Raw genomic sequence first — 14,246 nt, 5'->3', positions numbered from 1 at the left:
GGGCGTTCCTCGGGACTGTTGTTGTGTTGTTGTGTTGTGTCTTATTATTTTAAAGGTGACGGTGTCACGCCTGGCGGGATCGGACACACGTACGGTTTTTCGGTGATTTGTTGTTCGAACTCTTCCCGGCATTGTTGCAGCAGCGTTGCATCCTGGAGCAGATTTAGCGCGGTTGCGCCCATCACTTTTCCGGCCAGCAGCATGCCCTTATGAGCAATCGAGGTTCGCCCCTGAGCCACGAGTTGCCAGGTATGCAAAGGCGTTCCGATGGTAAAGCAGGGGCTGAAACACTGTGCCACCGGCATTTTCCAGCTGACATCGCCCACATCGGTTGACCCGGCCAGTACGTTATCGGTAATGGCGTAAGGTGCGACCTCATCTGTCAGTAACATCTCCTGCTGACGGCGCGCAAAAGCGTTACCGGCTTCTCCCCCCGTCGCGGCAATGTTCTTCAGGCTGTTTTGCAGGTCATTTGGCGTTAGCGTGACACGAATATCCTGCGCAAACTGGCGCTCCTCTTCCGTCCACTCCGGCGTGCCGTAATGCTGCAGGGCGCGATACATCGCCGCTTCGAGCGTGCGGTTGGGCAGGTAGCTGGAGCAGGCTTTATCAAAGCGACACGCAACGGTGGTTTCGGTCATCATTGCCGCGCCCTGAGCGATTTTCTCGATACGTTCGTAGATCTGCTGCGCATCGGCCATTTCCGGCGCGCGGATCAGGTACAGCACTTCAGCCTGCGCCTGCACCACGTTGGGTGAGATTCCACCGGTATCGGTGATAGCGTAATGAACGCGCGCTTTCTCAATGATGTGTTCGTTGAGGAAATTGGTGCCGGTGGTCATCAGCGTTACGGCATCCAGCGCGCTACGCCCCAGATGTGGCGAGTTAGCAGCATGTGCCGCCACGCCGTGAAACCGCCAGGCGGCCTGAATATTGGCCAGCGTGCTGACGTTAAACATGCCGGCAAATGCTTCAGGGTGCCAGGTGACGGCGGCATCAACGTCATCAAACAAACCTTCGCGCACCATAAAGGTTTTCCCTGAACCGCCTTCTTCACCAGGACAGCCGTAGAAACGCACGGTGCCGCTCCCCCCGTGCTGCTCCAGCCAGCTTTTCACCGCAATGGCACCCGCCAGCGCTGCCGTTCCCAGCAAATTGTGGCCACAGCCGTGGCCGTTGGCACCCGGCGTGGCGGACTGTGCCGTCGCGCAATGTGCCTGCTGGCTCAATCCGGCCAGAGCATCATATTCCCCCAGCAGGGCGATAACGGGTTTACCGCTGCCGAAGCTGGCGATAAAGGCATTCGGAATCCCGCCGGCTTCACGGGTCAGGGTGAAACCTTCCGCTTCCAGCGCGCCGGCAATCCGTTCCGCGGACCAGAACTCTTCAAAACGCGTTTCAGGGTGATCCCAGATGTCGTCGGCAATGTCGGTTAACAGCTGACATCGTGTGTCGATGGCATCGGCAATAAAAGCGTAGTTCTCCTGCATTACACACCTCGCGTCCACGGGAAATTAAGCGCAGTGCGCGCCAGCGTTTCGATAGCGAGGTTCATGACCTGCTCATCAAAATCAAATTTTTCATTGTGATGACCTGCGCTTAACTCGGTACCGAACACCATATACGACGCCATTCCGCCGTTCTGTTGCACGCGGGCCATCATCAGCGTCGCGTCTTCGGAACCTGCGGGGGCGTTGACTCTGTCAATGGCCTGCACCACGCCGGTAACCTGGCTTGCCTGCTGGCGCAGATAATCTACCCAGGCCGGTGTAGGGGCACTGGCGGTGGCGGCGCCCATCAGACGCATCTCGACGCTCACGCCGTAGAGCGCCGCCGCCCCGGTAATCACGGCCTGCGCGCGTTCAAAGACGTACTGGTTAATGGCTTCGCTTACGCCGCGGGTTTCAACCTTGAGCAGGGCGTTAGCCGGCACGACGTTGCGTCCGCTGCCGGCCTGCATCACGCCGACATTCACCCGCGATGCACCTTCGCTGTGTGGGGCAATGCTGTGAAGCGCGATAGCGGCCTGAGCCGCGGCGAGCAGGGCATTACGGCCGTCCTCCGGTTTACCGCCGGCGTGTGCGGCAACCCCGGTAAAATGCACATCGAACTTGGTGGTGGCCATAAAGTTATCGCTGCCGCAAATCACCACACCGGCGGGCACACCGGTGCCAATGTGAATCGCGGTGAAGTAGTCCACGTCGTCGAGCGCCCCGGCGGCCACCATGGCGCGAGCGCCTCGGGTGCCTTCCTCGGCAGGCTGGAAGATCAGTTTGATGGTGCCATTGAGTTGCGATTCATTCTGCTTAAGCACGTGCGCCAGCCCCAGACCAATGGTGGTGTGACCATCGTGGGCGCAGGCGTGCATCATCCCCGGGTTGCAGGAGGCAAACCCGTCGCGGAACGGGCGATGGCTGTCATCGAGTGCTTCGCTTAAATCCAGCGCGTCCATATCCACGCGAAACGCCAGCGTCGGGCCTGGGCGGCCGGTATTCAGGGTCGCCACAATGCCGGTAAATCCCCCTTCAAACGGGGCCAGCCATTTCTCTGGTGCGCCTTGCGCCCGGGCGCGGGCAAACTCTCGCGCCAGCGTGGCGTCATCGGGTAATCCCATACGGCTTTCGGCGTCCACCACGTCGCGGCCCATCGCCAGCGAATAACCCAGCTGGTCTAAGATTTCCGCGACTTTCGCCGCCGTGCGAAATTCGAGCCATCCGGACTCCGCGAAATGGTGAAAATCGCGACGCCATGCGCTCAGTTGTGGGGCTAATGTCTGGATGTACTGCGCCAGTGATTCCATATCTGTTCCTGTCATCATTAAAATATGTGAACTGCTTCACGCTGTGATAGTTTTTACTTATCACTAACCGTTTTTTCACAGTTTTAACCGTTCAGGAATTACCCTCGCACATCCATTTCCATTAAAGTAGATGACAGTTTCTTTACTCTGATAAACAACGGTTATCGGTCGGGCTATGTCATTTCAGATTAAATTTCATCAAATCCGGGCGTTTGTTGAAGTCGCGCGTCAGGGCAGTATCCGCGGTGCCAGCAGGACGCTTAATCTTTCGCAACCGGCGCTGACCAAATCAATCAAAGAGCTGGAAGAGGGGATGGCGGCGCAGCTTTTTGTGCGCAGGAGTAAAGGCGTCGCATTGACCGAATGTGGGGAAGGGTTTTACTCGCGCGCCAGGCTGATTCTGGAAGAGTTACGCGCGGCGCAGGATGATATCCGCCAGCGCCAGGGAGAACTGGCCGGGCAGATTAATATTGGAATGGGAGCCAGTATTTCACGAAGCCTTATGCCCACGGTGATCACCCGCTTTCATGCACAACATCCGCAGGTAAAAGTCCGGATTATGGAAGGGCAACTGGTGTCGATGATCAATGAATTACGCCAGGGCGAGCTGGATTTCACCATCAATACCTATTATCAGGGGCCGTACGATCATGAGTTTACGTTTGAAAAATTGTTCGAAAAGCCTTTCGCCGTATTTTGTCGGGAAGGGCATCCGGCGACGGGCGCGACATCCATTACCGAATTGCTGAATTATAACTGGACAATGCCGACGCCACGCGGGAGTTATTATAAGCAATTAGAAGATGTTTTTACTCATCGCTCGCAAATACCGCGCATTGACGTTGTTTGCGAAACGTTTTCTTCCTGCATTAGTCTTGTTGCACAAAGTGATTTTTTAAGTATCCTGCCAAAGGAACTGGGCTGTGACCCGCTGCTGGCGCACCGCCTGGTTATGCTGCCCGTTGTCGAATCGCTACCTAAAGCGGCCTATTATTTAATTCAGCGCCGTGATTCTCGTCAGACACCCCTGACCGAATCGTTAATTACGCAATTCAGAAGAGAGGCGCGGAAAATAGTATCGGAGTGAAGTGGGGAGTAAAATAAAAAAACAGAGCCTGTCCGACATCAGACAGACCCTACAACACACAGCAGTGCTTCCCTTCGCAGATCCTGAATGTTATATCCGTGAAGCAGGTTTATTTAATTATAACAGCCAACCCTCAAAAAGATATGTTTTAGCATCATTGATTCCACATTTTTTTAACCTAAACTTTCTGTTTTATGTGTGCTGAAATTTAAGTTAAGTCGCGTTTAACTTTTGCGGAGAAATAATTTTTATATTCATCAGGTTAATATTTATGCCCTCATCCTGGGGGGCAGTTATTGAGGCCCATGCCTGGCGCAGGTATAGTACAGGCTCAGATGTAGCGGGAGGATGTCCATGAACCCTGACGACAAATCACTTTTTCTTGACGCCATGGAGGGTATCCAGCCCCTGAAGCGCTGCACGGATATTCACTGGCAGCCGAGCCGCAACACGCGAACGCGTCAGGAGATTGATACCGAGCAACTGGATAACTTCCTGACCCTGGGCTTCCTGGAACTTCTGCCCCTGGATGAGCCGCTGGCGTTCAGACGGGAAGGGGTGCAACAGGGCGTTATTGATAAGCTCCGCTCGGGTAAATATTCCCGCCAGGCCAGCTTAAATCTGTTACGCCAGCCCGCCGAGCGTTGCCGGCAGATGCTGTTTTCCTTTATCCGCCAGGCTGGACGCGATGGATTACGTAACCTGGTGATCATTCATGGAAAAGGGCGGGAGCAGAACGCCCATCCCAACGTGGTACGCAGCTATCTGGCGCGCTGGTTAACCGAGTTCGAGGAAGTGCAGGCCTTTTGCGTGGCGCTGCCGCATCACGGCGGCAGCGGAGCATGCTATGTTTCGCTACGAAAGTCTGACGAAGCGAAACAGGAGAACTGGGAACGGCACGCTAAGCGCAGCCGTTAAGCGCTTCTGGCGGGCGAGACGTTCGCCCGCCTGTCACTCAGAAGGTTTCCCAGTTGCTGTCGGTGGCGGTGTTGGCCGTTGCCGGGCGTAACAGCTGTGGGGTTTTCACCGTGGCCGGGCGGGGCGCGGTGGCTTTTTCCTTTCCGTTCAGGCGAAACGCTGCCACAGCCTGGCGCAGTTGTTCCGACTGATCTTCCAGGGCCGCCGCCGCCGTGGCGGATTGCTGTACCAGCGCGGCGTTTTGCTGTGTGACGCTGTCCATCTGCGAAACGGCCAGGCTCACCTGTTCGATGCCGCGGCTCTGTTCATCGGACGCCGACGAAATCTCGCCCATGATATCGGTCACGCGGGTCACGGCAGCGACAATCTCCTTCATGGTTGCGCCCGCTTCGCTGACCTGCTCTGAACCGGTATTCACCCGGCTGACGGAGTTCTCAATCAGCCCTTTGATCTCTTTCGCCGCCTGCGCACTGCGGCTGGCCAGCGTGCGGACTTCACCTGCGACGACCGCAAAGCCACGACCTTGCTCCCCGGCACGCGCGGCTTCCACCGCCGCGTTAAGCGCCAGAATGTTTGTCTGGAAGGCAATGCTGTCAATCACGCCGGTAATGTGCGCAATTTGCTGCGAGCTGTCGGCGATTTCGGTCATGGTACGGACAACGTTATCCACCACGTGACCGCCACGGGCCGCCGTTTCTGAAGCGTTCTTCGCCAGTAGCGTAGCCTGACGGGCGTTGTCGGAGTTCTGTTTAACCGTTGCGGTCAGCTCTTCCATGCTGGCTGCCGTCTCCTCCAGCGAAGCCGCCTGTTGCTCGGTGCGGGCAGACAGATCGTTGCTTCCGGCGGCAATTTCACCTGCGCCTGTGTAAATGGAGTCGGTGCTACCACGCACGGCGCTGACGGTGGTCACCAGCGACTGCTGCATCTCATGCAGACCCGCCGCCAGCTGGCCCATCTCATTGCGGCCAGACAGGGCGATATCCTGCGTCAGATCGCCGCCCGCAATGGCGCGAATATGGTTCATAATCATGTGGAGCGGTTTTAACAGCAGGTGTTGTAAACCCTGCCAGATCACCACCAGCACCGCGATAACGGCCAGGAAGATCGCTGCCAGCGTCCATTGCATCTGGGTAAAGCTGCTCTGGTTCTCTTCGGTTGCGGCTTTCAGCAGGGTGTTGTTTTCGGCGCGCCAGCGGTTATAAACCCCTTCCATATCGTCCTGGGCCTGTTGGGCATCCAGATCGCCATAGGCCTGGTAGTTGTCGGCACGCAGATACGCAATGGAAAGACGCATCACTTCATGCATCTGGCTCCATGATTTCTGCATTTCGTCGGTTAATGCCGCGTTCTGGCCGTTAACCTGCGGCATTTTCTGCCACTCTTTGTTATAGGCTTCAGCTTTAGCCAGAGAATCAGCCGCGGTGCCAAGCAGTTTGTTGATCGCCGCAAGGGACGCCGGGTCGCGCTGGTTTTTCAGGTAGCGGATCGCCACGCGGGTGACGGTGACGCGCGTTTTGATCAGCGTGTTTACGCTGTCGCTCAGGCTCTCCTGCTGGGCATTGAGCACCCCGGAGTTCTGGAAGTTATGGCGGTCGTTGCTGACGGCAGAGTAGAACAACCCTCCCGTGACAACTTGCAACAGACAGAATATGGTGAGAGCAAAGATAATACCGGTAATCACGTGCAGATTTTTCAGCATAGCGGTCGTCCGTTAGAGAAGATGCAGGGTTACACAAATACTATCGTCGTAGAGAAATTAAACTTTAATTTAACTCGCGCTTAACTACGGGGTCTGTTAAGGAACTCGTTGTAAATCCGGATCATTTTTATGAGGAAGGTCGACATGAGCAGCATTGATAAAAGCGGGACGTACGCACTGGGGTCGCGGACGGTTAAACGGCTTGGCTATGGCGCGATGCAGCTTGCCGGGCCGGGCGTGTTTGGTCCTCCAAAGGACAAAAATGCCGCGCTGGATGTGCTCCGCGAAGCGGTGGCTGCTGGGGTGAATCACATTGATACCAGCGATTTTTACGGGCCTCATATCACCAACCAGCTGATCCGCGAGGCGCTTCATCCGTACCGCGACGATCTGACGCTCGTCACCAAGATCGGTGCCCGTCGCGGCAGTGATGCCTCCTGGCTGCCGGCCTTCTCCGCGCAGGAACTGACGCAGGCGGTACATGACAATCTGCGTAATCTGCAGCTGGATGTGCTGGACGTGGTTAATCTGCGCATCATGTTCAGCGCACACGGGCCAGCAGAAGGCTCAATTGCTGAACCTCTCGCCACGCTGGCCGAGTTACAACAGCAAGGTTTGGTGCGCCATATTGGCCTGAGCAACGTCACGGCCACCCAGGTTGCGGAAGCGCAGAAGATGGTGCAGGTGGTGTGTGTGCAGAACATGTACAACATCGTGAACCGTGGCGATGATGCGCTGGTGGATTCGCTGGCGCAGCAGGGGATTGCGTATGTGCCGTTCTTCCCGCTGGGCGGTTTTACACCCCTGCAATCATCCGGGCTGCAGGCGGTCGCTGATTCGCTGGGTGTAACGGCAATGCAGGTCGCGCTGGCGTGGTTGCTGCAACGTTCGCCGAACATCCTGTTGATCCCCGGCACCTCCTCCGTGGCGCATCTGCGACAAAATCTTGCGGCGGCGGAGCTGGTGCTCCCGGCTGACGCGCTGGAAACGCTCGATTCGCTGGCGGATTAAGCCAGACAGGCATAAGCCCAAAGCAGTGCTTTGGGCTTTTTTGTCCCTCTTGAAACCTGAATGTCGCTGCCGCAGGCGTTATCTGGCTATTCTTTCGCCGATGCGCAGGATACGGCTGAATTAAATCCGCTCACACTTCAATGCGTTTGGGGTAACCCCCGTAAAGGACCTTGATCCTTGTCCATAATCCGTAATACTGTATTTATATACAGCATCTGGCGAGAAAGGCATTTATGGACACTCTCTTTTCTTATTATCCAAAGCAACCCCTTGAATTACCGTTATTTGTAGAACGCGTAGCGTGTGGTTTTCCAAGCCCGGCGCAGGATTATGTGGAGGATCGTCTCGATCTTAACCGCCTGGCCGTCAGGCATCCCAGCGCGACCTACTTTGTGAAGGTGAGCGGAGACTCGATGATCGGCGTTGGGATCGGCGATGGCGATCTGCTGGTCGTCGATCGTTCGTTAAACGCCGTGCACGGGGATATTGTGGTGGCATCCGTCGCGGGTGAGTTTACGGTCAAAGAGCTGCAGACCCGCCCGATCCTGAGGTTAGTGCCGCATAACGTTCGCTATCAGCCGATCACGTTTCAGTCCGAAGAGGAACTGCAGATCTTCGGTGTTGTCACCCACACACTCAAAACGCATAAACATGTTCGCGCTGGTTGATGTGAACAGCTTTTATGCCTCCTGCGAGACGGTGTTTCGGCCCGATCTGCGGGGCAAACCCGTGGTGGTGGTCTCCAATAACGACGGCTGCATTATTTCGCTGTCGCGGGAGGCAAAGCAGTTCGATATAAAAATGGGCGAGCCGTATTTCAAATTCAAAGAGAAGCGCTTTCCCGCGCGGGTTTACGTCTTTAGCTCGAACTATGCGCTTTACGCCGATCTCAGCAGCCGGGTGATGCAGACGCTGACCGACTTCGCCCCGGCCATAGAGATTTACTCCATTGATGAGGCGTTTGTGAACGTTGCTGGCGTCAGCAACTGCATGGCGCTGGAGGCGTTTGGTCATCATATGCGCACGCAGGTGTTTAAAAATACGGGATTAACCGTTGGCGTAGGCATTGCCCCCACGAAAACGCTGGCGAAGCTGGCCAACTATGCGGCAAAGCGGTGGAGCAGCACGGGAGGCGTAGTGGATTTATCGGATCGCGAGCGGCAGCGTAAACTGCTGGCGCGCGTACCGGTAGAGGAGGTGTGGGGCGTCGGGCGGCGCATTACCAAAAAACTTAATGCGATGGGCGTCACCACGGCGCTGAATCTGGCACAAGCTTCCTCGTGGGTCATCCGCAAACATTTTAACGTTGTCCTGGAGCGCACGGCGCGCGAGCTGCGCGGCGAGCCCTGTCTTGATCTGGAAGAGTTCACGCCCACGAAGCAGCAGATTATCTGTAGCCGCTCGTTTGGACACCGTATTACGCAATACGAGGAGATGCACCAGGCCATTTGCGCCTACGCTGAACGGGCTGCGGAAAAGCTGCGCAGCGAGCATCAATATTGTCGCTTTATCAGCGTGTTTTTGCGTACCAGCCCGCATGCGGACAACGAGGTTTATTACGGCAATCAGGCGTCTGTCACCCTGATGACGCCCACCAATGACTCGCGCGATATCATCCGTGCCGCCACCGATGCGCTGGGGCGCATATGGCTTGACGGTTATCGCTACATGAAAGCGGGGGTGATGCTGGCGGACTTTTTCAGTAGCGGCGTCGCCCAGCTGAATTTATTTGACGATAACCGTTTGCGCGCCAACAGCGCGGCGCTGATGGCGCTGATCGACAGCGTGAATCATTCCGGGAAAGGGAAGATATGGTTTGCCGGGCAGGGGATTGAGAAATCCTGGGCGATGAAGCGCGAGATGTTGTCACCGGCTTATACGACGCGGTACGCGGATTTGCCGGTAGCGAAGTAGACGCCGGTTATTTGGCAAGCGTCGGCAGGATTTGTTCGATCACCTGTATCACGCTTCTGACGCGTTGTGGGATAAAGCGGGCGTCGGGGTAGACGGCATAGAGATACCGGTCAGGTAACCGCCAGGCCGGTAATACCGGCACCAGCGTGCCGGCTTGCAACGCCTTTGCCGCAAGCGGCAGCTGCATACCGCCAATCCCGAGGCCTGACTCCAGCGCCTGTAACAGGGCGTCACTGGTGTTGGCACGAAAAACGGTATGCACTTTCACGTCAATTGTTTCCTCACCGGCGATCAACCGTAGAGGCGCATCCCGCGGGATGCCGCTAAATCGCACATGGGGATGTGCCGCCAGTTCGCTGACGGAGTGTACCGCCTGAAAGCCGGGAGCAGCGAACAGCGCGGTTTCAATCCGCATCAGAAGACGTGCCGCATGCGATTGCGGAGGCTCAGCGCTAAGGCGTAGCGCGACATCCACCCCTTCGCTCACCAGGTCGGCGATGCGGTCATCCAGGGACAACGTCAGGTGCAATGCCGGATGCAGGCGCTGAAGCGCCAGCAGAGGGGGCAAAACGATCTGCCCCAGACCGCTTGGCAACTGAACATGGACGCTGCCCTGAAACTGATGATCGGCAGGGTTCAACCGTCTCTCCGCTTCCTGCATGGCATCCAGCAAAAGCTGCATATCACGGCGATAACGTTCACCCTGCTCGGTGAGCTTCATCATTCGCGTTGTCCGATGCAGTAATACCACCCCGAGCTCCTGTTCCAGGGCGGCAATCTGCTGGCTGACGGCAGACTGCTTCATTCCGCTCTGACGAGCGGCTGCCGAAAAGGAACCCGCTTCTGCGACGCGCAGAAAGGTGGAAATGGCGTTGAGCTTATTGTTCATTTAATGTTTTTTCTTATAAGTGCCATCGAATTCAGGGGATATGTAGGGAAAAATTAATATATCACACTGTGTCTGTCACCCTAACTGGAGAAACACCGTGAATAAGATGCAGCCACAAAACGTCGCGCTGGTCGCTGGCGCCAGCGGGATCGTAGGCAGACAGCTCGTCAAAACACTCCTGGACAACAAATGGCAGGTGATTGGCCTGAGCCGCCATGCCTTATCCCATCCTGATGCTATTTCGCTGATCAACGTTGATTTACTGGATGCAGAGGATAGCGCAAGGGCTTTGCAAGCCGCTGGCGAGATCACCCATATTTTTTACAGCGCCTGGATGAATGCCGGGAGCTGGGCGGAAATGGTTGAACCGAACGTCACGATGTTGCGCAACCTGGTCAGCAATATTGAAAAAACGGCGCCTTTGCAGACGGTAAGCCTGATGCAGGGATACAAAGTGTATGGCGCGCACCTGGGACCCTTCAAAACCCCGGCACGCGAAAGCGATCCGGGCGTACCCGGGGCAGAATTTAACGCCGCTCAGCTCGCGTGGCTCCGTGATTTTCAGCGGGGAAAACGCTGGCACTGGAATGCCATCAGGCCAGGCGTGGTGGGCAGTTCGGTGCCAGGCAATACCATGAACCTTGCACTGAGCATCGCACTGTATGCGTCCCTGTGTAAGGCTCTGGGTTTACCTCTGCGTTTTCCCGGTTCGGAACAGACCTGGCATAGCATTGTTGATCATACTGACGCCGGATTGCTGGCGGAGGCAACGCTGTGGGCAGCCACATCACGTAGGGCTAACAACCAGGCTTTCAACGTGAATAATGGGGACATCTGGCGCTGGAGCGAGCTGTGGCCGCGCATCGCACGCTGGTTTGAACTGGACTCTGCGCCGCCGGTCAGATTGTCATTCCATCAGCTGTTTAAGGACTATCGTGCGTTATGGCGCGACATTGCCGGGGAGCGGTTGGTGGAGGCGGATATTTTGCAGCTGAACGACGGGCATTTTGCCGATTTTGTCTTTAGCTGGAATTACGACATGTTTGGCGACGGCAGTAAGCTCCGCCGGTCAGGGTTCACGCGAATGCAGGCAACCGACGAGATGTTTTTCAGCCTGTTCTCGCAGCTAAGAGCGGCACGTATTATTCCGTGAAAAAAGGGAGTGCGTTTCTGACGGCAGTAAAAAACGCGAACCCGGAAGCAGGGAGTAAAGAGCGCTCAATGTTCACTTTCTGGAATAAGGCCAGAGGAGCTGGCTAGTTCATGACAAAGCGCGCCAATCCGATCCACCGCATTCAGCAGGAGGGGCGTAGGCTCGTTGGCACAATTTAATCGCAGGAAATTCGTTAAGTGTGCGCGGGGGGAAAACAGCGGCCCGGGGCTAACGCCAATGTTCAGTGTCAGCGCGCGGCGGTGCACCTCCAGTGCATTCACCTGGTGTGGAAGTTCAACCCACAACAGGAAACCGGCAGCCGGCACGTTAACGCGTGTGCCGGGAGGGAAGCTTGCCTTGACGCGCGCAATGACGGCACCAATCCCTTCTGCGATGCGCCGCTTTAGCCGCCGCAGATGACGATCGTAGTCGCCACTGGTCAGGATTTCGCTCGTTGCGGCCTCAAACAGCGGCGCGCCTGCCCAGTCTCCGGCCATACGCGCCTGCAGGACCTGGGCGTGGTAACGTCCGGGCGCAATCCAGCCGATGCGCCATCCGGGCGCAAGCGTTTTAGACAATGAACTGCAGTAAATGACATTCCCGCTCTGGTCGAACGCTTTACAGGCCGGAGGACGTTGCCCTTCGCCGACCAGATCGCCATAAACATCGTCCTCAATTAACGGGATACCTGCATCTTCCAGCAGGGCAACAAGTTCCTGCTTGCGGGGGACGGACATACTGGCGCCCAGCGGATTTTGCACGGTGGGCGAGGCCAGAACGGCCGCTGGATGATGGCACCGAATAGCATCGGCGAGCGGCGCCAGCAACAACCCTTCTTGAGGATCGGTTGGGATCTCCAGCGCCTTCAGGCCCAAATCTTCCAGCAGCAACAGCGTACCGAAATAGGCGGGTTGTTCTATCGCTACCACGTCGCCAGGCTGGCACACAGCCCGCAACGCCAGACGCAGCGCCTGTGTCGCGCCAGCGGTAATGATGAGATCCTCTGCACCAAAACGGCCGCCCCATTGCGCTGCCCGGGCGGCAATCTTACTGCGCAAATCAACCCGTCCCGGAGGCAGACTATAGCTTTGCCCACGTGCTTCCAGACGTCGACCTGCAGACTGCAGCGCACGTTGCAGGGTATCGCCTGGTAGCCACGCGGGGTCGGGCAAGGCAGCCCCCAGCGGTACCAGCCGGGCTTCTGCACTACTGAATAACGATCGCGCGACGGCTGACATTGTCACAGGCACGGGGCCGGGCAGGGAACGCGTGGGCTGCACGCATCGGGACTGGCGGGTCTGACGGACGTAGTAGCCCGAACGCGGACGCGCAACGATCAGGCCTTCGGCCTCAAGGCAGCGTAGTGCTTCCAGTGCCGTCGGGAGACTGACCTGTTCGCGCTCGGCCAGTTTACGTGCAGAGATCATCCGGTCGCCGATTTGCAACGCGCCTGAAGCCAGCGTAAGACGCAGCATCTCAGCAATCCGACGGTAATGGGGGGACGGGGCGGCCATGGGGATCTGTGCAGTCAAATTTTCGATAAAACTGACTATACAGCCAATGAAGTGCCCCATCTATAGTGTCCGGCATGTTCCAGACAAGGAGGCACTATGCACAGCGACAATTTCGATATTTCTGCCTATTTCAGGCGCATAAACTATACCGGCCCGGCGGCTGCCGATACTGCAACCCTGCATGCGCTGATGCGCCATCAGCTCTTTTCGATACCCTTTGAAAATGGGGATGTACAGGCGGGTAAAGTCGTTTCGCTGGTCCCCGAAGACATTGCCGATAAGCTGTTGAGGCAGAAGCGCGGCGGTTACTGCTATGAGGTGAATGGGCTATTTGCGATGGCGCTGGAGGCATTGGGCATTCGCTGGCGTTTTGTCGCGGCGCGCCCGATGTTCTACCCGGTGCGTCGGCCTAAAACCCATATGGCACTCATTGCTGAGATTGACGGTCGTCAGTGGCTTTGTGACCTTGGATTCGGTAGCTACGGCATCCGTGCGCCGATGGCGTTAGACATGCTTGATACGGATATCCGGCAGGATTTCGACACGTTCCGGCTGACCCGTAACGCGGAGGGTGAGTATCTGCTTCAGGCATGGGTGGAGGGTAAATGGGCCAGTCAGTACGGCTTTGACCTCTCTCCTCAGGAGTGGATTGATTTCGTGCCTGCCAACTACCTTAACTCCACGCACCCGGACGCCATTTTTGTGCAGAAGCTGCTCGTCGTACAGCATCGCCCGGAAGGACGCCAGATTTTGCTGGGTAACGTGCTGAAAACGATCACCGCGCAGGGCGTGGAAACGCAACAGCTGGCAGAAGATGATATTGCCTCTGTACTGAAAAATTGTTTCGCGCTGACGGTTGAGTGATCCGCAGGGGGACGCTGGACTGTATCGAGTCTGCGCATGCGTCCCCGGCTTATCATCGACAATGCGAACTGTTAAAGACAGAGGCTACCTGAGACGTCTTCAGGGCAGAAACCGTATCCGCTACGTAAAAAGCGTCGTAATAATCAACCCTATAATATACAGGGAAAGGATGCCCTGGATGCTACTTAAAGCCCACCGCAAGTAGCGCCACTGGTAGCGTTCTCTGGCATTGGCCTCGGCAATGGGGCCGGTAGCGTCAGGGGCTTCTTTTCTGAAGCGCTGCAGGGTTTGATGACACCACCACACCAGCAGTAATACCAGCACGGTTTTCGTGAGCAGTGAGCCATAAGCATTGAAAAAAACGTCCCAGTAGCAACGGAGTGTATCCATATCCTTT

Annotated in this window: 13 protein-coding genes; 7 read left to right on the top strand and 6 right to left on the bottom strand. The window is 56.6% G+C overall.

The genetic code is table 11. The annotated features are described in order from the left end of the window. Nucleotides 1–44: 44 nt before the first annotated feature. Both ACMVME_RS02980 and ACMVME_RS02975 read right to left on the bottom strand, forming a co-directional pair. Nucleotides 45–1,490, bottom strand: a complete 1,446-nt coding sequence (locus tag ACMVME_RS02980; protein WP_068794556.1) for a M20 family metallopeptidase — start codon at nucleotides 1,488–1,490, stop codon at nucleotides 45–47. Continuing rightward, nucleotides 1,490–2,800, bottom strand: coding sequence for a M20 family metallo-hydrolase (locus ACMVME_RS02975; RefSeq protein ID WP_063156053.1), 1,311 nt, complete (start codon nucleotides 2,798–2,800; stop codon nucleotides 1,490–1,492). The genes ACMVME_RS02980 and ACMVME_RS02975 overlap by 1 nt, the downstream gene beginning before the upstream one ends. Before the next feature lie 175 nt (nucleotides 2,801–2,975). Here ACMVME_RS02975 and ACMVME_RS02970 point away from each other — a divergent pair, with 175 nt between their 5' ends. Both ACMVME_RS02970 and smrA read left to right on the top strand, forming a co-directional pair. Further along, nucleotides 2,976–3,887 (top strand): LysR family transcriptional regulator, encoded by a 912-nt coding sequence (locus tag ACMVME_RS02970; protein ID WP_063156052.1) that lies wholly within the window; start codon nucleotides 2,976–2,978, stop codon nucleotides 3,885–3,887. A 354-nt stretch (nucleotides 3,888–4,241) separates the two neighbouring features. Continuing rightward, on the top strand, nucleotides 4,242–4,805 hold the full coding sequence (gene smrA / locus ACMVME_RS02965; protein ID WP_044866938.1) for a DNA endonuclease SmrA: 564 nt from the start codon (nucleotides 4,242–4,244) through the stop codon (nucleotides 4,803–4,805). A gap of 37 nt (nucleotides 4,806–4,842) precedes the next feature. On the opposite strand, the gene tcp is transcribed toward smrA, so the two are convergent. Continuing rightward, complete coding sequence (gene tcp / locus ACMVME_RS02960) at nucleotides 4,843–6,504, bottom strand: methyl-accepting chemotaxis citrate transducer (RefSeq protein ID WP_014169836.1); 1,662 nt, start codon at nucleotides 6,502–6,504, stop codon at nucleotides 4,843–4,845. Nucleotides 6,505–6,648: 144 nt separating this feature from the next. Between tcp and ACMVME_RS02955 the strand changes: the two genes are divergently transcribed. From ACMVME_RS02955 to umuC, 3 genes are all read left to right on the top strand, one after another. Then, the gene (locus tag ACMVME_RS02955; protein ID WP_020884301.1) at nucleotides 6,649–7,515 is read left to right on the top strand and encodes an aldo/keto reductase family oxidoreductase; all 867 of its coding nucleotides are present in this window, start codon (nucleotides 6,649–6,651) and stop codon (nucleotides 7,513–7,515) included. A gap of 233 nt (nucleotides 7,516–7,748) precedes the next feature. Beyond that, nucleotides 7,749–8,183, top strand: a complete 435-nt coding sequence (umuD, locus tag ACMVME_RS02950; RefSeq protein WP_014169838.1) for a translesion error-prone DNA polymerase V autoproteolytic subunit — start codon at nucleotides 7,749–7,751, stop codon at nucleotides 8,181–8,183. After that, on the top strand, nucleotides 8,167–9,429 hold the full coding sequence (gene umuC / locus ACMVME_RS02945; protein ID WP_182268520.1) for a translesion error-prone DNA polymerase V subunit UmuC: 1,263 nt from the start codon (nucleotides 8,167–8,169) through the stop codon (nucleotides 9,427–9,429). The genes umuD and umuC overlap by 17 nt, the downstream gene beginning before the upstream one ends. Nucleotides 9,430–9,436: 7 nt before the next feature. Here the strand turns inward: umuC and ACMVME_RS02940 are convergent, their stop codons facing one another. Further along, nucleotides 9,437–10,318 (bottom strand): LysR family transcriptional regulator, encoded by an 882-nt coding sequence (locus ACMVME_RS02940; protein WP_044858837.1) that lies wholly within the window; start codon nucleotides 10,316–10,318, stop codon nucleotides 9,437–9,439. Nucleotides 10,319–10,415: 97 nt separating this feature from the next. Here ACMVME_RS02940 and ACMVME_RS02935 point away from each other — a divergent pair, with 97 nt between their 5' ends. Then, nucleotides 10,416–11,471: an SDR family oxidoreductase gene (locus tag ACMVME_RS02935; protein ID WP_047955519.1), complete on the top strand. Its 1,056-nt coding sequence runs from the start codon at nucleotides 10,416–10,418 to the stop codon at nucleotides 11,469–11,471. Between the two features lie 65 nt (nucleotides 11,472–11,536). Here ACMVME_RS02935 and ACMVME_RS02930 read toward each other — a convergent pair whose 3' ends face one another. Continuing rightward, nucleotides 11,537–13,045, bottom strand: a complete 1,509-nt coding sequence (locus tag ACMVME_RS02930; RefSeq protein ID WP_251858857.1) for a PLP-dependent aminotransferase family protein — start codon at nucleotides 13,043–13,045, stop codon at nucleotides 11,537–11,539. Nucleotides 13,046–13,081: 36 nt separating this feature from the next. Here ACMVME_RS02930 and ACMVME_RS02925 point away from each other — a divergent pair, with 36 nt between their 5' ends. Then, complete coding sequence (locus ACMVME_RS02925; protein ID WP_020884297.1) at nucleotides 13,082–13,849, top strand: arylamine N-acetyltransferase family protein; 768 nt, start codon at nucleotides 13,082–13,084, stop codon at nucleotides 13,847–13,849. A gap of 120 nt (nucleotides 13,850–13,969) precedes the next feature. Here ACMVME_RS02925 and ACMVME_RS02920 read toward each other — a convergent pair whose 3' ends face one another. Next, a complete protein-coding gene (locus tag ACMVME_RS02920) occupies nucleotides 13,970–14,239 on the bottom strand; it encodes a hypothetical protein (RefSeq protein ID WP_014169844.1) in 270 nt (89 codons plus the stop codon). Nucleotides 14,240–14,246 lie beyond the last annotated feature (7 nt).

Origin of the sequence: Enterobacter cloacae complex sp. 2024EL-00711, assembly GCF_047529885.1 — a bacterium.
Lineage (GTDB): Bacteria > Pseudomonadota > Gammaproteobacteria > Enterobacterales > Enterobacteriaceae > Enterobacter > Enterobacter ludwigii.
The sequence above is the reverse complement of the archived record's forward strand: the minus strand, read 5'-3'. Positions and strand labels throughout refer to the sequence as shown.